Source organism: Robertmurraya mesotrionivorans (assembly GCF_050971805.1).
Taxonomy (GTDB): Bacteria; Bacillota; Bacilli; order Bacillales; family Cytobacillaceae; genus Robertmurraya_A.
This window is the reverse complement of record NZ_JBPCCH010000005.1, coordinates 178685-197254: the sequence shown is the minus strand read 5'-3', so window position 1 is coordinate 197254 and position 18570 is coordinate 178685. Positions and strand designations below refer to the sequence as shown.

The 18570-nt window shown below is 37.5% G+C and carries 19 protein-coding genes; 4 read left to right on the top strand and 15 right to left on the bottom strand.

The window, feature by feature from the left end; all coding sequences use genetic code 11:
• Positions 1-154 precede the first annotated feature (154 nt).
• From ACRX5O_RS11350 to ACRX5O_RS11330, 5 genes are all read right to left on the bottom strand, one after another.
• Positions 155-1588 carry an aldehyde dehydrogenase family protein gene (locus ACRX5O_RS11350; protein WP_433906045.1) on the bottom strand — a complete coding sequence of 478 codons (1434 nt, stop codon included), beginning with the start codon at positions 1586-1588 and terminating at the stop codon, positions 155-157.
• A gap of 80 nt (positions 1589-1668) precedes the next feature.
• Positions 1669-3435, bottom strand: a complete 1767-nt coding sequence (locus ACRX5O_RS11345) for a thiamine pyrophosphate-binding protein (RefSeq protein ID WP_433906044.1) — start codon at positions 3433-3435, stop codon at positions 1669-1671.
• Entirely contained in the window at positions 3432-4412 is a 981-nt protein-coding gene (locus ACRX5O_RS11340; protein ID WP_433906043.1) for a zinc-dependent alcohol dehydrogenase, read from the bottom strand. The genes ACRX5O_RS11345 and ACRX5O_RS11340 overlap by 4 nt, the downstream gene beginning before the upstream one ends.
• Before the next feature lie 145 nt (positions 4413-4557).
• Positions 4558-5409, bottom strand: coding sequence for a sugar phosphate isomerase/epimerase family protein (locus ACRX5O_RS11335; RefSeq protein WP_433906042.1), 852 nt, complete (start codon positions 5407-5409; stop codon positions 4558-4560).
• 42 nt (positions 5410-5451) lie between these two features.
• Positions 5452-6411 carry a hydroxymethylglutaryl-CoA lyase gene (locus tag ACRX5O_RS11330; RefSeq protein ID WP_433906041.1) on the bottom strand — a complete coding sequence of 320 codons (960 nt, stop codon included), beginning with the start codon at positions 6409-6411 and terminating at the stop codon, positions 5452-5454.
• A 287-nt stretch (positions 6412-6698) separates the two neighbouring features.
• Between ACRX5O_RS11330 and ACRX5O_RS11325 the strand changes: the two genes are divergently transcribed.
• Positions 6699-8060: a hypothetical protein gene (locus ACRX5O_RS11325; protein WP_433906040.1), complete on the top strand. Its 1362-nt coding sequence runs from the start codon at positions 6699-6701 to the stop codon at positions 8058-8060.
• 197 nt (positions 8061-8257) lie between these two features.
• Here the strand turns inward: ACRX5O_RS11325 and ACRX5O_RS11320 are convergent, their stop codons facing one another.
• The 8 genes from ACRX5O_RS11320 to ACRX5O_RS11285 form a co-directional block, all read right to left on the bottom strand.
• Entirely contained in the window at positions 8258-9265 is a 1008-nt protein-coding gene (locus ACRX5O_RS11320) for a LacI family DNA-binding transcriptional regulator (protein WP_433906039.1), read from the bottom strand.
• Between the two features lie 115 nt (positions 9266-9380).
• A complete protein-coding gene (locus ACRX5O_RS11315) occupies positions 9381-10658 on the bottom strand; it encodes a TRAP transporter large permease (protein WP_433906038.1) in 1278 nt (425 codons plus the stop codon).
• Between the two features lie 50 nt (positions 10659-10708).
• Positions 10709-11200: a TRAP transporter small permease gene (locus tag ACRX5O_RS11310; RefSeq protein ID WP_433906037.1), complete on the bottom strand. Its 492-nt coding sequence runs from the start codon at positions 11198-11200 to the stop codon at positions 10709-10711.
• A 103-nt stretch (positions 11201-11303) separates the two neighbouring features.
• Positions 11304-12350: a TRAP transporter substrate-binding protein gene (locus tag ACRX5O_RS11305; RefSeq protein WP_433906036.1), complete on the bottom strand. Its 1047-nt coding sequence runs from the start codon at positions 12348-12350 to the stop codon at positions 11304-11306.
• Between the two features lie 531 nt (positions 12351-12881).
• The gene (locus ACRX5O_RS11300) at positions 12882-14225 is read right to left on the bottom strand and encodes a diguanylate cyclase (RefSeq protein WP_433906035.1); all 1344 of its coding nucleotides are present in this window, start codon (positions 14223-14225) and stop codon (positions 12882-12884) included.
• Between the two features lie 165 nt (positions 14226-14390).
• Positions 14391-15227 carry a rhamnulose-1-phosphate aldolase gene (gene rhaD / locus ACRX5O_RS11295; RefSeq protein ID WP_433906034.1) on the bottom strand — a complete coding sequence of 279 codons (837 nt, stop codon included), beginning with the start codon at positions 15225-15227 and terminating at the stop codon, positions 14391-14393.
• Between the two features lie 273 nt (positions 15228-15500).
• On the bottom strand, positions 15501-15626 hold the full coding sequence (locus ACRX5O_RS11290) for a hypothetical protein (RefSeq protein ID WP_391558090.1): 126 nt from the start codon (positions 15624-15626) through the stop codon (positions 15501-15503).
• 214 nt (positions 15627-15840) lie between these two features.
• Positions 15841-15990, bottom strand: coding sequence for a hypothetical protein (locus ACRX5O_RS11285; RefSeq protein WP_433906033.1), 150 nt, complete (start codon positions 15988-15990; stop codon positions 15841-15843).
• A gap of 242 nt (positions 15991-16232) precedes the next feature.
• On the opposite strand from ACRX5O_RS11285, the gene ACRX5O_RS11280 reads away from it, so the two are divergent.
• Positions 16233-16478 (top strand): YkuS family protein, encoded by a 246-nt coding sequence (locus ACRX5O_RS11280; RefSeq protein ID WP_251519528.1) that lies wholly within the window; start codon positions 16233-16235, stop codon positions 16476-16478.
• Positions 16479-16519: 41 nt separating this feature from the next.
• Here ACRX5O_RS11280 and ACRX5O_RS11275 read toward each other — a convergent pair whose 3' ends face one another.
• On the bottom strand, positions 16520-17779 hold the full coding sequence (locus ACRX5O_RS11275) for an erythromycin esterase family protein (RefSeq protein ID WP_433906032.1): 1260 nt from the start codon (positions 17777-17779) through the stop codon (positions 16520-16522).
• Between the two features lie 127 nt (positions 17780-17906).
• Between ACRX5O_RS11275 and ACRX5O_RS11270 the strand changes: the two genes are divergently transcribed.
• On the top strand, positions 17907-18143 hold the full coding sequence (locus tag ACRX5O_RS11270; RefSeq protein WP_433906031.1) for a hypothetical protein: 237 nt from the start codon (positions 17907-17909) through the stop codon (positions 18141-18143).
• Here ACRX5O_RS11270 and ACRX5O_RS11265 read toward each other — a convergent pair.
• Complete coding sequence (locus tag ACRX5O_RS11265) at positions 18125-18310, bottom strand: hypothetical protein (protein ID WP_119708621.1); 186 nt, start codon at positions 18308-18310, stop codon at positions 18125-18127. The two genes, ACRX5O_RS11270 and ACRX5O_RS11265, sit on opposite strands and share 19 nt — an antisense overlap.
• Before the next feature lie 85 nt (positions 18311-18395).
• On the opposite strand from ACRX5O_RS11265, the gene ACRX5O_RS11260 reads away from it, so the two are divergent.
• Positions 18396-18569, top strand: coding sequence for an SE1832 family protein (locus tag ACRX5O_RS11260; protein ID WP_433906030.1), 174 nt, complete (start codon positions 18396-18398; stop codon positions 18567-18569).
• Position 18570: the final 1 nt, after the last annotated feature.

The following is an 18570-nucleotide window of genomic DNA, read 5'->3' as shown; positions in this document are numbered from 1 at the left end:
GCTCTCAATAATTGTATACGCTTTCAATTTTATCTACATTTAGCATCACCTCCTTAAATTTCAAGTAGAGGTATTATAGATGAAAATAAAGAGGCTACTCAAAAGTCACAATTTATTGTTTCTACGAGTCTGCCTCTTTATCTATCTAACGATCTTATTTTTCTAGCTCTGGATCAAAAAATTCACCAAATAACTCTGCATCAGAAGGTTTATCTTCTGGAATTGGTTTCGACACCCAAGTATAGTTCATATAATGCTTAAGATTCACGTTCTCTGAGATGATATTTCCTCCCCATGTTCCACAACCAAGGCTTGATGTCATTGGCATACCATTCGTAAACGAACCAGCGTTTGCTTTTGACTGGGCTTGGCGAACCATAATCCGGCTCACCGGTGCCGCTAATCCAAGGCGATGAATATGATCGTCGTTAAACGAGTAAATACCACATGAATGTCCTTTTCCTCCCACTTCATAAATGGCTCTCATCATATCAAGTGCATGTTCAAACTCACCTTCATATTTATACACCGCTAACAATGTGGTTAATTTTTCCCCTGAATAAGGGTATTCTTTTCCGATTTGATCGCCTTTTACAATGATGAATTTTCGATCTTCAGGAATCGAAAAGCCCGCTTCTTTAGCTAATTGTTGCGGAGCAACAGCGACCGTGTTAGGAAGACGATGCCCCTCTGCATCCCACATAACAGAACGAAGGCTAGCTTTTTCGTCATCATTTGCTAAGTAGCCACCCACATTCACCAATTCTTCTAGCATTGCCTCATATACTTTGTCACTAATAATTAAATTTCCATCTGCTGAACAACCAGAACCAAAGTCTGATGTTTTACTAAGCATGGTATTTAGTGCCGCTTCCTTCACATCAGCTGTATCATCAATGATCATCGTTGAGTTACCGGCTCCTACACCGTAAGCCGGTGTCCCTGAACTATACGCACTTTTGACCATATCTTTCCCACCCGTAGCAAGGACTAGGTCTGCCCTTGACATGAGTGCTTTTGTCATTGGTATATTAACTAATGTTAAGCACTGAAGAAGATCAGCTGGTGCTCCTTCCTTCTCAAGCGCTTCCCTCATGAGCCTAACAGTTTCAAAAGTAGTTTTTTTCGAACGAGGATGCGGTGAAAAGATAACAGCATCTCGTGCCTTAATTGCATAAATAGCCGTACCTGCTGGGGTTAGATCAGGATTCGTTGTTGGCACAATCGAACCGATAATACCTACGGGCTTCGCATATTTTACAATTCCTTTTTCAGGTATTTCCTCAATAGCACCCACGCTTTTTTGTCGAAGGGCATCTCGTAAAATCCCTCGAATTTTCATTCGTTTTCCCATTCGACTCACACGGTCACCTAGCTTACTTTCCTCAATTCCCATATCAACTAATTCAGTAAAAGTTTTTTTATTGGATACTGCCCATGCGACTGCCTGGCATAAGCGATCCAGCTTTTCCTGACTATAAGACTCAATCATATCCATTGCCTTTTTTGCTTTCTCAAACGCAAGATCTAATTCCTTTTGTTGTTCTTCCGTGAGTTCGGTTTGTTTTTTGACTGCATTGGTAGACAATAACATTACCTCCTACAAATTTGATAGCTTAGTAGATCGATCTTATTTCAGCTTAGCAGAATTATTAAATTCCTTATTTATCAGACAGAAACGTGGTGTACACTTTTCCCAGGAGAATAAATGTCCATAATGTTCCAATGTCCATCGGTAGGTACTGGGTTATTCAGCATCGCTACATCAATAACGACTGGCTTATTCGCTTTAATGGCTTTTTCTAATGCTGGCTTGAATTCTCCTGCAGACTGAACCTTGATCCCTTCCACCCCGTAAGCTCTTGCAATTGCTGCATAATCTGGAGAGTAAGGTTCTCCATCTTTTTGGAAGACAGTCCCTAAAGTCGTACCAAAATGAGCTTTTTGCAGACCTGCGATAGTGCCGAATGCAAAATTATTCATAATGACCCAAACAACCGGGATATTTCCCTCTGCTGCTGTTGCTAATACAGCTGGATTTTGACCAAAACCACCGTCACCCACTAATGAAACAACGATTCGATTTGGTGCTGCAATTTTTGCACCGAGTGCTGCTGGTGCTCCAAATCCCATCGTAGCGTATCCTCCAGGAGTAAGAATGGACCCTGCCTCATAGATAGGAAACTGCTGACCTACTCCATTTTTGTTCCACCCAACATCCGTTGTAATAAGAGCATCTTTAGGGAGGACTTGACGTACTTCGTCAACAATTCGTTGTGGCATCATTGGGAATGATTCATCTTCAATAAACTTTCGATTGCTTTCCTTGAACTCATTCCGATTTTTCACAATTTCTTCTTTTAATGTATCAAGGGAATCACGTTGTACCCCGTATGGAAACATTTCTTCGGCTACTCGATTTAACACGGTTAAGGCCTGTTTTAAATCGGCTACTACACCAATTTCTACTGGGTAGTTCCTTCCAATTTCACTCGGATCAATATCTATTTGTATTAATTTCGTTGGAGGGAAGTTGAACGTGTATTCCGGTTCCCATGAACTACTATCTGCCTCGGCAAAGCGAGTACCTAAACCTAAGACGTAATCTGCGGCCTTGCATTTGTCATTTATAAATTTAGTTCCCCAAAAACCTGTCATACCTAGAGTCAATGGATGATCATCAGAAACTGCGCCTTTCCCCATTAAGGAATGGGCTACAGGCATATTCAATCGATCTACTAGTTCTCTAAGCTGCTCTGCTGCATCAGCTAATAAGATCCCTCCACCTACATAAAAGATCGGACTTTTTGCTTCAGCTAGCGTTTGGATGATTTTCTTTGCTGTTTCGTTGTCAATTGATGGCTTATAAAGATTCTTTGCATTCAGCTTCTGCTTTTCAAAGTAAGAGGTTTCTAATTCTTTTGAAAAAATGTCCATTGGGACGGAGATTAAGACTGGGCCTGGATTGCCGCTTTCAGCTAGTTGAAAAGCTTTTTCTAAAATCTCAGGAAAGAGATGTGCACTATCGACCCTCCATGCTCTTTTGACAAAAGGACGATAGATTTCATATTGAGTTGCATCACCATGTAAATTCACTTCTTGATGTGGATGCTTGCCGTAGTAATGAGTTGGTACATCGCCAGCAATAACAACCATTGGTATTGAATCCAAAGCTGCATTCGCCACTCCCGTTGCCGCGTTTGTGAGTCCTGGACCTAAGTGGCTTAAAAGAACGGCTGCTTTTTTCTTTACCCTCGCATAGCCATCAGCCATATGCGCGGCAATTTGCTCATGTCGAACATTCACAAACTTAATTTTGCTATTCTCTAAAGCAGAAAGTACGGCAATATTTGTGTGACCACAAAGTCCAAAAATATGTTCAATGCCTCTTTCTTCGAGATAATTTACCAATTGATAAGATATTAACTGTTTCATATATGGCCTCCTTTGAAATCTAATAATATTTTGCCGCACTGACCTGAGATGGCGTAAATATATGCCTTTTTAAACTCTTTAAGAGGGAAAATATTAGAAATAATTGGCTTTACATCAAAATCATCATTAAGCAGATAGTCTACACACTTGGAAAAATCTTCTGGAAAATTATAAATAATTGATCCATGAATCGTAATTTCATTTCTTACAATCTGTACAATTGGCAGAGTTGCTTCTGGAGTTAGACCTATTAAAATGACGGATCCCCCTTGTTTAACCACTCGTACCGCTTGTTCTACAGCCTGTTTTACTCCAGCCGCTTCAATTACAACATCAAACTTTTCGTCCTTCACTTCATGAGCTAAAACGGTATTAACTCCAAAAGCAGCTTTTACTTTTTCAAGCTTTGATTGGTAAATATCTATCGCAGTAACCTTCGCTCCAAGAAAGTTGGCTAAAGCGATTGAAAGCATTCCCTCCGTGCCACAACCAATGATTCCTACAGTTGTACCTTTTGTAATAAAAGCTTTTTCAAAAGCATGGGTTATAACGGCGAATGGTTCAATTAACACTGCTTTTTCATCTTGTAATTCCTCAGGAATTGGAAGGACATACTTTGATGAAATGGTAATCTCTTCTGAAAATATCCCATCCACATTGACTCCAAGAGATTCCTTAAAAGAACAAATATTTCGATAACCTCTTTGACAATTCTCACATTCGCCACAAAAAGTATTAGGTGTAACAACAACCTTTGTTCCAGTGGGAAGATCGACCTTTTCACCGACCTCAATAACTCTCCCTACTAACTCGTGACCAGGTCGAACCGGGTACTTCGCGTGACCAATCTTTCCCTTATAAACACCAATATCAGAACCACAGATACCACCATAAATGAGTTTAATTCTAACTTCGTTTTCTTTAAGAGGGGATTCAACTGGAAATTCTTTTAGTTCTAGTTCCCCGGGGTTTTTCAAATGTAATCCCCACATAAATAACCACCACCCAAAATAATTAGATCGATCTAAAAAAAAGAAAGCGTTAACATAATAGTACCTTTTGTTCCAAAGAATAGCAATCAAATATTTTCTATATTACTGAAAATATAAATTAATCAGAAAATTACAGACCGATTTTTTCACGTAACGATTTCTCTTCGGTTGTATGAATAGAAAGAAACTCTTTTGCTGTTTCCAAGCAGCGTCGCGCGTACTCTTCATAACCTAGCTCTTTTACTCGTTTAATATTTGGCATTTCAATCGAGCATGGTGTATTCACTGGTATACTGTTTACGATACCAGCAATATCGATTCCCCCTTCGCCAACATAAAGACGTTCCTCCCTTAGGATCCGCTTCATTTCATCAACTGATGTTGGTGGTTGAGAAGGAGCATCGCATAGGTGGAAGTAACGAAAGTAAGAACTAGGAATTTTTTGGAGGTCCTCAAGTTGATCTCCTGAACGGTGAAAATGGTGTGTATCGATCATAATTCCAGCGTTAGATCGATTTGCAGAATGAAGAATATCAAGCGTATCTGCAAGAGTCCTGACGCTTGCTATGGGTACAAATTCAAGTTCAACTGTAAGATCAAATTGTTTAGCAAGATCACAGACTTCTCCAAATTTCTCAATCGCATAATTCCGGTTATCTGTCCAAATACTGCTTAGAACATGGCGTCCACCTAACTCTGCAGCAACTTCAAAAGCTGGCAAGTAGTTCAATGGATCCATTCCATCAAAAATTCTAGCTAACTCAATATCCAGTAACCTCAAACCTGTGTCTGCAAGTGCTGCCTTTGTATCTCTCATCATCTGTTTATTGTTTGCAAGGTCATAATTGGGCTCTCCCGGTAACCCCATATAAATTGGCCGAAGACTAACAAAATCATAACCCACTCTAGAAGCAATATGAATGATTTCAGCTGGAGTACAATTTAGTGCAGTAAGATGCGCAATTGAAAATGGTCTTGTCATCATTTCCCTCCCCAACATACCAAGACTAATCTCGTTACCCATTTATTTTTCTATTTTCCGTTGACTCGTTACCTTTGTGTGTAAATGAGAAGATGGACCAGCTTTCAACATATAGCTTTCACTGTCGCATCCTAGCTTCTGATTTACAGCCTTTGCAGTGTGGATAACCTTATTAAGATCAATTCCCGTCTCAACCCCCATTTCATGAAAAGCATAAACTAGATCTTCGGTCGCGACATTTCCTGTTGCTCCAGGTAAATATGGGCATCCTCCAAGTCCGGCTATCGAACTATCAAAATGAACAATTCCCTGCTGCAACGCACTAACCGCATTTGCAATCGCAAGACCTCTTGTATTATGAAGGTGCAAAGTAAATAAAATATCGGGAAAAGTATTACGTAAATAACCAAGCATTTCATATACTTGCTTTGGATTTGCAGCACCAGTGGAATCCGCCAATGAAATTTCTTTGACACCCATAGATTCGTATCTATAAACAATCTGATTTATTCTTTCCTGAGGAACTTTCCCCTCAAACGGGCATCCAAAGGCTACGGATATAGACCCTCCCACCTCTATCCCTTTTTTCTGTGCTAATTCAATGATCGGATAAAAACCATTCTGAGCTTCTTCCGTTCTACAATTGGCATTAGAGATACTATGTGAGTCAGTGGCAGATAACATGAGTTTTATCTTCTTTATGCCTGCCTCAATGGCTCTTTCTGCTCCTTTTACGTTTGGTACTAATGCTCTAAATTTAATATTTTTTAAGTCATTACATGAACTGACAACCTCTGTAGCATCCTTTAACTGAGGTATTGCCTTTGGATGAACAAACGACGTAATCTCGATTGTAGTAACCCCTGTTTCTGCTAACGATCGAATGATTGATACTTTTTCTTCTGTAGGAATCCATTGATTTACAGCTTGGAATCCGTCACGAGGAGCAACTTCGCAAATATAAGCCCTTGAAGGTAGCGCGAATTCGGTTAGATTGTTCATACTTTCACTCCTTTGCTTAATAGTTCTTACTGTACAAAAACTGAAAAAGAGTAATTATATCGATCTAATAAAATATAAAAAAATATGTTAAGTTAGATCCCCACCTTTTAACCATGGTAACAGCAATAAAGAAAGCGTTACCATAATAATACATGATTTCCGATTGTTTGCAAACACATTTACTGAATTTTCCCAATAATTTAAAAAACTATGGACGTTGATGATGAGGTTTAGTATTATTTAGTAAGAATTAGATCGTTCTAATAATAAAGGAGTTACCTAATCCAATGCGATTCTATGTATATGTAATTCTTATCATTTTGTATATTGCATCCAACTTTACATCCAGTGCTGTGCTCCCTTTTATTACTGGTATGGTAGCTATCATTGGATTAATCGTCGCTTTTTTTCATGCATCAGGAATTTATCTGTATTCTGGATTGGTCTTTCTATCTATAGGGCTTTGTTTATATTTCATCAACATCTTAAAAAATGATCTTCCCTGGTATCATCTATTTTTGCATTTTGAGTCAATGCTAGGAATGCTCTCCCTTTTTTTGGTTCTCCCCTTTATAAATACTCTTATTCGAGTGGGTAAATATGATAAAAATCTGAATTTATTACTTCAGCAAGGAATTAAGAACGTAAGTAAACTATACAGAAGGAGTTTTCTTGTTTGCCATCTTTTAGGACTATTTTTAAACATCGCTACCATTCCAATACTAAGAAACTCCTTAAAAAAAACTCTTCAGCAAATTCCCAAAAAAAGCCAAGAAAAATTTTATACACAAAACCTTTTACGTGCATATGCGCTTTGTCTTGTATGGAATCCACTTGAAGTTATGGTTGTGACATCTCTAGACATTACAAATACCGATTATTTTAAATTTTTTCCAATAATTATTTCAATCGTCCTATTGTTTATTTTAATCGATTGGCTTCTGTCTCATGTTAAACATTCACGATCGGTAATAGAAGTCGAAAATAACGACCAGATAAATCTAGCAAAAACATATAAAAAAATTATTGAATTAATCCTATTGCTCCTGATCCTTGTATTAGTTGTTACGGTAGTTCAACGGTTCCTTGATAAGGGCTTTCTTTTTTCTATGGTATTAATGATCATTCCAATTTCCTTTCTATGGGCATCCTTCGTTGGTATAGGGAAAAGGTATAGTAAAGTTGCCGTTCCACAATGGATAGAAAGAACAAAAGGGCTTTCCAATTATTATTTTATGTTTTTAAGTGCAGGGTTCTTGGTAGGAATGATTTCGAAATCTACGTTAATTTATTTTTTGCAAACTCTATTTGTAGAAACTTCAGATCATAGGTTATTGCTTTATTTAGTAATTGGTGGATATTTTCTTGTATTATCTCTTATTGGTTTTCATCCTTTGGTGTCTCTTACACTTTTAGCAACTTTACTCCATCCACTTTTACCGAGCATTTCATCAGTCTCATTGGCCGTTGTACTGATCACTTGTAGCCTAGCATCCGTCATGTATAGTCCTTTTAACTTATCCGTATCACTATTAGCTGATCAGTTAAAACTAAATTCTTATCGAATGGGAATATGGAATATTTTATTCGCCATTTCTTTTATGATTATATGTATACTTATCGCCTATCAACTAAGCTTTATCATATAAAAATAGGAATAAGTCTAGGTAGATTTCCACTCTGGGTGGACGCGGGCGGGGCCCCGCAGGAGGGTCAGCGACGAGGAGGCTCACCGCCCGCCCCCCCGGAAAGCAAGCGCCCGGAGCGGAAATCAGCCTTTTTCCCACCATTCCCAAACAAAAAAGGTAGCGAGAAGGGCTTCTCACTACCTTTTGTCAACAATCAGTTACGAGGACTTTCTTACTACCAGTTCAGGCTGCAAGATAATTCGTTGGTTTTCACGATCTTGATTGACAATTCTTTGGTGAAGCAGAATTGCCGCCTGTGAGCCTATAAGTCTAGCATATGATGAAACGGTTGTTAGTGGAGGATTATATAATGGTGCCTCATTATTATTATCGAAACCAACAACAGCGAGATCTTGTCCTGGTTTTAACCCCGCATCGTTTAATCCAAGCATGACACCATGTGCAACTAAGTCATTAAAACAGAAGACAGCCGTAGGCGGATTCGCCTGGAATAACACTTTACGAATTGCTCCCATTCCACCTTCTCTAGTAACCGGACTTTCCACAATAAGTGTCTCATCGATGTCTAAACCCGCTTGTTTTAACGCACTACAATACCCATTCCGCCTTTCCTTCCAAGCAGTTGAATGGGATGTTCCGCCAAGAAAAGCAATTCTTCTATGCCCTCTATGAATTAGGTGGTTTACAGCCATTTGAGCTCCCACTTCGTAGTCAATTCCTACATAATCACAGGTAACGTTTTCAATTTCCCTCACCGCTAAAACAAGTGGGATATCGATCGACTTTACCCGTTCAATACTATTTTTAGAGCTTTCTGAAACAGGACATAAAATGATCCCACCAACTCGATGTTCGAGCATTCTAGATATAAGCTGTTCCTGTTTCATATCCGAGTCAAAAGTAGTACCAAGGAATACAGTATAACCTGCTTCTTCTAATGAATGATGAACACCTCTAAGTAGTTCTGCGTAAAATGGATTCGCGATGTCGGTAATAATTAATCCAACTGTCGAAGAAGACTGTGAACGCATATTGGCAGCAACTCTGTCATACACGTAGCCTAGCTCATACATTGAATTCAATACCTTCTGTTTTGTCTTTTCTGCAATTTTAGAACTGCCACGAACAATTAATGATGCTGTCGCTCGGGAAACACCAGCATGATTTGCTACATCTTGCAGAGTTACTCTTTTTTTATGCGTCATCTTTAATCACCAGCTCACCAAAATTAATTTAGTTTCTATTCTGTAATTCCAATAATACAGTTAATCAATTAATATACTATTACTATGTAGTATATAAGTATTAGTGTCAACTTTGTTATTCCATAAACTCAACTAAAAATAAAGACACTTGTGGTATATAAGTTAAAATAAGAAGTGAAATAACCATTGCTATAAAGAAGGGCATAACTGCTTTCGCTAGTGCTTCTATTGAAATCCCCGAAACACCAGATCCCACAAATAAATTTACTCCCAGTGGAGGTGTAATAAAACCTATTGCTAAATTAACAACCATTATTAAACCAAAGTGAATAGGGTCTACCCCAATATTCATTGCTACGGGCAATAAGAGTGGAGTTAAAATAATAATAGCTGCAACCGTATCCATAAAACATCCTACTATTAAAAGTAAGATATTGATTAACAAAAGAATAATAATCGGGTTATCAGAAATAGAGAGTAAACCCTCGGTAATTTGACTCGGAATTTGTTCAACCGTAAGTATTCGGCCGAATGCAGTTGCCGTTCCAACAATAAGCATAATCGTTGCTGTAGTAATACCACTATCGATCAGCATTCGAGGTATATCCCTAATTTTAAGCTCTCGATATAAGAATACTCCAGCGATAAATCCGTATACAACGGCAACTCCTGCTGCTTCAGTAGGAGTAAAAATCCCGCCATAAATTCCACCTAGGATAATGATTGGGACTAAGAGTGCCCATTTTGCATCCCAAGTAGCTTTCAAGAATTCTCTAAAAGTACTTTTTCCAATCCCTTTGTACCCTTGTTTTCGGGAATATATATAAGTCCAAATCATTAAGGCGACACCGACTAATATCCCTGGTAAGATTCCAGAGATAAACAACTTTCCGATTGATTGACTACCAACTACTCCGTACATAACCATCGGAATACTTGGAGGAATTATTACACCTATAGAACCTGCTGCACAGACAACTGCTGTTGCAAATTTCTTGTCGTAGCCTTGTTTGATCATTGCCGGTATCATAATCCCTCCAACAGCAGCAACAGTTGCAGGTCCTGACCCAGAGATGGCTGCAAAAAACATACAAGTAATAATTGCTGCTATTGCAATACCACCTGTTTTGTCTCCAACAATCGTATTAGCAACTTTAAATAGTCTATCAGATAGTCCACCCTTGCCCATAATCTCCCCAGCTAGAATAAAAAAGGGAACAGCTAATAGAGGGAATGAATCAATTGAAGTGATTAAACCCTGTGCTAAATATTCTAACGGCATAGAACCCGTGTATAAAATGGTCACTAATGTTGATAATCCTATTGAAATACCAATCGGCACCGTAAGTATTAAAAATAGAGCAAGACTGCCAAATAAGACAAGTGCTGTCATCGTTTTCCCCTCCGTTTCATTACATTATAAAAATATCAACAGAGCAGTTATTACTGTGGAACTTCTTTCCCAAAAAGAATTTTTACCTGTTGGACAATTTGCTGAATCAAACGAATCGCTGTTAATCCCATTCCAATTGGTCCAGCTAAGTAAACAAAACCAATTGGTAAACTAAGTGCAGGTGACAACTGCCCCCATGTAAGGAGCTTCATTGTAATTTGGTATCCATAAATCAGTCCAAAAAGTGCGAATGCCAAAAATAATAAATTCCCTACTAACCTCAAGGCAGCTTGTGATTTCCCTTTTAGGGCTAAATATAGTACATCCACACTCATATGTTTTTGCTTTTTCACTCCATAGCTGATACCTAAGTACACTAGCCAAATAAAGCAGTACCTAGCTAACTCCTCTGACCAAGGTAATGAATCCTGCAGAACATATCTCATAAATACCTGCACAGAAATAACAAATACCATTACAAAAGAAAAAACGCCTATAAATAACTCTTCAAAATGCTCGTCAAGCCAATGCAACAATTTCATATTCCATTCACCTCTTTCTAAAGGTAGAATACTTCATTTATTTAGGTATTACGGAAGATATGATGAAAGCTTAAGGGGATTTTCCCCCTTAAGCTCGTGTAGCTTATTTTTTCAAATTATTTATTTCTGCTAATAATTCGTCTACAAATTCCTCTCCAATACTAGCAGAATACTTTTCATAAACTGGTTTAACCTTTTCTAGGAACGCTTCCTTTTCTTCGTCTGTAATATCAGTAACCGTCATACCATTTTCAGTTAGAAATTTATATCCATCTTCATCTTCTTTTTGATTTAACTCTCTTTGATAATCTCTAGCTTCATCAGCCGCTTCTTGTACTGCCTTTTTTTCCTCATCGCTTAGTGTATTCCAGAAATCTTTGCTAATTAAGAATGGACTTGCATTATATACATGGCCAGTCTTCGATAAGTATTTTTGTACTTCATAAAATTTATTAGCTGTAACATTTCCTACTGGATTTTCTTGTCCATCGACTACCCCTTGCTGTAATCCTGCAAATAATTCTGTGAACGCCATAGGAGTTGGGTTAGCACCTAATTCAGACCAGATATCCATATGGAGATCATTTTCAAGAGTTCTAATCTTCAATCCTTTTACATCATCTGGCGTTTTTACTTCCTTTACACCATTTGTTAAATGTCTAAAACCATTCTCCCAATAGTTTAATCCAATTACATTCTGACTCTCCAACTCTGCTAATAAATCAGTCCCAATCTTTCCATCTAATACACCATAGGCTACATCAGAATTCGGAAATAAGAACGGTAAGTCAAATACGTTAAACTTAGGAACAAACTGAGCGATTGGTCCTGTTGACATTGTTGTTCCTTGAATTGATCCAAATTGTAACGATTCAAATACTTCGCGATCCCCACCTAGTTGACCGTTTGGATATACTTCTACTTTTATGGATCCATTTGTTTTACTTTCTACTAATTCTCCAAACTTCACTAACCCTTTTGTAAGCGATCGATCTTCTGATGTTACGACTGCTAATTTCATTAATTTCTCACTGGTCTTAACATTGGATTCCTTCGGTTCCTCATTATTCTCATTATTTGTAGATTGTTGTGAACACGCACTTAGAATCATTAAACATAAGACGAATAATAATGATAAAACTCTTTTCATTTCTCATTCACTCCTTATTGATAATTTTAGAAACTAAACATTTAAATATCTTGAAAAAAGATAACGCTTTCAAAAATTCCCAATAACTTACCTCTGACCCCTCTTTGATCGTGTGAAAAATTATGAAAATTTAGCTCTTCAGAATACGCTTTCATTTATGAGATCGATTTAATTACATTTATCGTTAACTAGATCTCCTCCTCTCTTACCTACTTGATCTAACTTTTGGGATATAATCGGAAGGAATTAAATCGATCTAATTTATATCCATAATTTCTCTGTGTTTATAGTATATAACAGATAAATTGAGTAAAACAACTATTTTTTAAAAAGATTCTTAATTGTTTGTAAATTAAAATAGCGCTAATTCTTATTAAAACAAAGCATTATCGCCCATTTTCTACTGTTTATTAGAATATCAACACAAACTTTTATTCATTAATCACACTTGGAATCACATTGTTATTATTATATCGATCTAATTTCTCATTGTTAAATCAAATAAAAAAAATAAAGGCTTGGTAAATGCCTTTATTTTCCCAACTCTTCTTTATATATCTCTACCCGGCTCTTTCCTTTCAATTTTGCCTTATAAAGGGCTTTATCCGCATTTGATAAAATGCTTTGTACCGTATTTCCGTCCTTCGGGAAGACAGCTACTCCCAATGATGAGGTAACTTCCACCGCCTTGCCATTTAGCCTCCAAGGTTTCCTTAATGAATCGCATAACATATACGCAATAGGAACAATATAATGGTCACTTGGTAGGTTCGGGACTATGGCGATAAACTCATCTCCTCCATTTCGTATAATAGGGTCCGTGAAGCGAAGATTTGATTGAACTCGTTTCACGAATTGAATAAGTAATTGATCCCCTATCTCATGCCCCATCGTATCATTAACATGTTTGAATGAGTCGATATCAAAGTAAATTAACCCAACCTTTGTTCCACTTATTTCAGAGTCTAATAGAATATTCGGTAGTTTTTCCATTAGAAAGCGTCTATTATAAACACCTGTAAGTGCATCTTGGTAAGCAAGCTTTTCTAAGTATGACTCATTGTTTTTTCGATCAGTAATGTCTCGAGCTGCTATAATAATATGATCAAATTCTCCATTTTCCTTAAAAACACACGAACAAATGGATTCGTACCATATATAATCCCCATCGGCTCTTTGTAATCGACCTTCAATTTTATTCTTTAGGATACTACTATCTACCATATCTTCAATCATTTGGTGGATTCTCCGCGCATCATTAGGATGCATAATGAGAAACAAAGGTTTACCAATAAATTCCTCAGCTGATAAACCAAGGATATGCTCAAAAGAGGGAGATAAGTATAGAACGTTTCCTTCTTCATTGACCGTAATAATAATATCCTTCATATTCTCAGTAATCAATCGGTATGTCCGCTCACTTTCCTGAAGTTGAATCTCTGCTTTTTTCCGCTCGGTTATGTTTCTACTGACAATGACCAAATGATGACGTTCTCCAGATTCATCAAAGAAAGGAGTTTTGATGACTTCCCATACTTGACCCATAATCGTTTTCTCAATTTTTAAAGCTGAGCCTTTAATCCAAGCCTGCTGATCAGTACTTGTGTTATATTCAAAAGACTCTCTAAATTTTGGTTTTAATTCTGCTAACTCTAAGTCTGTTTTTCCTCGATAATCGATCCCCTCTAGCTCATATGCTTTTAAAACTTGTAGGTTTGTTACTATCCACCTGCCCAATCCGTCCTTAACAACGATAAACTCTTGTATCATGTCAATTAAAAAACGCAGTTGTTTTTCATTTTCGGATAAGTTAAGTAGGTCCTCCGTTAGAATTGCCTTCGCATCAAATAACGAGAATGGATTCGTGTTACTCATTTCATTTCACCCTTCTCTTATAAACAATCATTAGTATTTTTTAGTTATATATCCATTTTAGTATAAAAGTCCTATAAAAAGTATAGGAAAAAATTTCATTTTATGAGATGAAATAAAGAACCATTCGCTAGGTTTGACCCTTACAAATGGTTCTTAGATTCTTAACTATTTGCTTACATTTGTTAGCTCCAATATCCCTTCTCTTGGTATTACCTTAAATGCATCAGCTAAAGTTTGAAGTTGTTCGTCAGAAATCGTTTGTTTCTTACCGCCTTGTGAACAAACGATTGTGTAAACTTCAGCTGCTTTTTCAGCGGTTTCGATTAATCCGAACGTCTCGTCTATTGTCGTACCTGCTCCAAATACTCCGTGGTGTGGCCATAGTACAAGTCTTGCATTTTCCATTTTCACAGCTGTTTCTTCACCAATCGCATCTGTTCCAGGTACCATCCAAGGGATAATAGACACACCATCTGGGAAAACAACAATACATTCTGTACACATTTCCCAAAGAGTTTTTGTAAAGTCTTTCTCGTCGAGACTGTGCGTAAAAGTCATAGCTAACAAATGAGTAGCATGGCAGTGCATGATCACACGATGATTTGGATCTACAGTTAAACGTTTCATATGGTTCATCAAGTGTGTTGGTAATTCACTTGTTGCTACGCCTCCATCTTCAAAGCCCCATAGAATGTCATAATGTCGTCCATCCTCAGTGATTCGGATTAGTCCAAGATTAACGGCAGGATCATTCGTTACGTTTTTAAAATATTTCCCTGAACCAGTTACGATAAAATATCGCCCAGCCAAAGAAGAAGCATCAAAATTCATTGGTATAGTACGGCCCTCTTTATTCCCATCTAGGTATGGATATACTTCTTCCATTGTTAACAAATAACTAATGTTGCCACCATTTCTTTCGTCCCAACCTAGACGGTATAAATTAGCTGTCGCATCTTTCATTTCATTAACAAATTTTGATTGTAAAATATCTTTATTCATTATACTCACCTGATTCCCGGTTTTTGTTTTTGTTTGTTTATACCATTATAATATACTCAAACAAAAGATAAATCAACAAAACAAAACAAAACATATTTGTTTATTTTTGTTTTGTTCATAATTCTGTCAAAAACCCATACAAAAACAATCAAGTAAGAATTTACGCTGGGAGGGATAGTAAGCTAATGGGTAGGGTGATGGGAGTGCCTCCTGCTGAGAATCCGAAAATAATAAGTAACAATCAACAGGGACGCCCCCACTCCGTTAAATATTTTATTTTTTCAATTCCTTAACAATCTCATTAATACGTTTTTCCACTTCATAAAGGTTCTTCTGCATGCGTTCACGCCGACCAGTCAAGACCTGCAATTCCTGTTTCAATTCTTCTGTTTTGCTCATGATTTCCCCTCCAGATTATGATATAACATGAATAAACTACAAGAAAAACATTTACGAATTACGAGGCCGTTAAAGGGGGACATGTCATCTTACCTCATGGTCCTAAAAGTTATAAACCAATAGAAAACGGAAGTTCTTGAACTTCCCTCTTATGTTAGACAACCTCTCTAACTACTGGGGGTCACTTCAGCACCTTCCGTTTTTTATTTTATAATTACTTTTGTTGTTTACCTGTTTTAGCTACTTCTGTATTTGGAACTGACTGCGGAGAGTGGTGGTTGACACTGCCTCCGTTTGTTGGTCCAAATGTATGACCATCATCTGTAATTTTAGCCCCTTTTGAAAAATCATCCTTCGTTTTCAAATCCTTCACCTCCCGTTTTATTATGTGATTACCCAATAATCTTATTAATTTGATTTGTATTCTTCTTGATAGGAATTTGGACCAGCATGAACAGCCAGTAAGATATCAGCATAGTCAACCAATCGATCCTTATATATAGTTATGGAATTAAATGGTTTCATTAGCTCACCATTTTGATCACACAAAAGATGGAATTAAACAGTAATAAATTGGGAAACTTAGAGTTGGAGGAGGTGTTACATATGCCAAGAGTTGGAGTTGAGGAATCATTATCGAATATCACTAGTGCGCTTCGTGAAAAGGGATACGATGTAGTTGAGCTTAAGCAAGAATCTGATGTACAAGGCTGTGAATGCTGTGTAGTTACTGGGATTGACTCAAACGTAATGGGGATGTCTGATACTAGCATTCAAGGGCCAGTAATCGAAGCAAACGGTCTTTCTGCTGATGAGGTATGTCGTCAGGTTGAACAAAGAATGGGAAGATAAGCAGTAAATAATAGAAATCGGTTGGGAAAGCCCAACCGATTTTATATTTTAACAGGATGTTTTGTAAATAATGGTGATAAGGCATTTGTTTCATCTACATGGATAAAACAATCGTACCGGTCTGAAACTCTAGTTGGAACATAATTTCCTAATTGCTCTACTTCTGGATTGTATACTACGCCGATCGCACGATGTCCAATGACATCATTAAACAACTCTCTGTTTTGATCATCAAACAAAAAGTATTTATTATAAGGGCCCGCTTCATGGAGAAAATACTCCCAGCTTCCCTTTTTAGCATTCGGTACAGGGAGCTCCTCAACCTTTCCACCCCACTCGCGAGCCGCAATAACCGTTCCGCGGTGTGTACCAAAACCAACCGCATACACACTATTTCCATACTTCTCTCGTAACAATTGGCCTACATTTACTAACCCTTCCTCCGACATGTCTGTCGCACGAGCATCTCCTAAATGGGTATTGTGTTCCCACACTACACATTTCGCCTTTTTTTGATGGGATGCTATGATTTTTTCTAGGGCAGTTACCATATGGCCATCTCGTATATTCCAGTCATCTGGTCCCCTTTTAGCCATGGCCCGATAATATCGCTCTGCATTTAACATCACCAAACTGTTTATGTCGATATTTAACCCTTGCTCGTTATTTCCATCATATTTGTACTTATTTTGTTGAAGCGTTACTAAAACATTTAATACTTCCTCTGTACAACCTTCGCCATAAAAAGCGGCAGACACCGCATAGTCTTCTGCTTTACGGTTAAATGGTTCGAAGCATTCGAAAGCTTTTTTCGCAGGTTCCACAAGAGAAGGTGACACTTTTTCTAGCTGGTAAATGATTTCAGCCATCGACTCCCAAAGACTGTACACATCAATTCCATAAAAACCAACTTGGGAATGAGTCCTTACGTTATGTTGTTTTAACCAAGTGATAAAATCCAAAACTTCTTCATTTGCCCACATCCATGTCGGCCAGCGGTCAAAATCAGTAAAAGCATCTTTTGCTACTCCACCACGATAGCCCTTAACAAACTCATTGACCGTAAAACAAGATGGCCAATCTCCCTCGACAGCAACAAAGGAAAAGCCCTTTTCTTCTATTAATTTCTTTGTAATTTCAGCTCGAATTTTATAAAATTCACTTGTACCGTGGGTAGCCTCCCCTAATAAAACAAAGTCTGCTTCCCCAGCTACCTCAACTATTTCTAATAAATCATCATAGGTGTCAAAACGAACAGAATGATTTTTTATATCCTTAATTCTTTTGTCATTAATACGCATATGTACCCTCCTATCATAGCTTATATTTTCCATACAGAGGATGAACAAAGCATGGAAATTCCTTCAGAACACATATCGCATAAACAATAGAAAATTGTCAAAGCCTATGAAAAAGGAGATGATATGGTTGAAAAAAAATAACGAATACTTAACCAATGCAGCCAGGCAAAATCAAGTGACCATCCAAAATGGAGGAGTTTTTCCTAATTTGAAAAATATCCCAGGTGATTCGGTTGATGAACACAAAGATCAAGAGGTGGCAAACCAAATCATTACGGGAGATGAAATTAAACAGCAAAATGAAAACTTATTAAAAGCACCCCATAAGGGTGCTTTAGGAAGAGATCAGCCCATACCTGGCTGATGGCTTTTTAATTGCTTGTTAATTAGATCGTCTCTCTCCCCACCGTCTGCTAGCTCTTCTGAGAATTCATGGGTGTTTGAACTCTTCTGTCCAACAAGCTTTGATGTACGAATGGTTTTAGGAGAAAGATTATTGTTTGGTGCCGCTTGTTCATTCCAGTCACTCATTTTTCATACCTCCTTACTTTTTTGTACATTTTAGGTTTCTGCGCTACACTAAAACTATGCATGAAAAAACAGAAAGTGGTGTGAAATGATGACAAATCAAGAAATTGAACAAAAGATTTCAGAACTAAAAGTAGAATATGTACAAATTCAAAACGATATTGAAAAGCTTGAATCATTTAATCAACCTGTTGAAAAACTAGAAGGAAAGCTGCAGGAAATTGAGAAGGAATTAGCCTACTATCATTCGATAGAGAAATAAG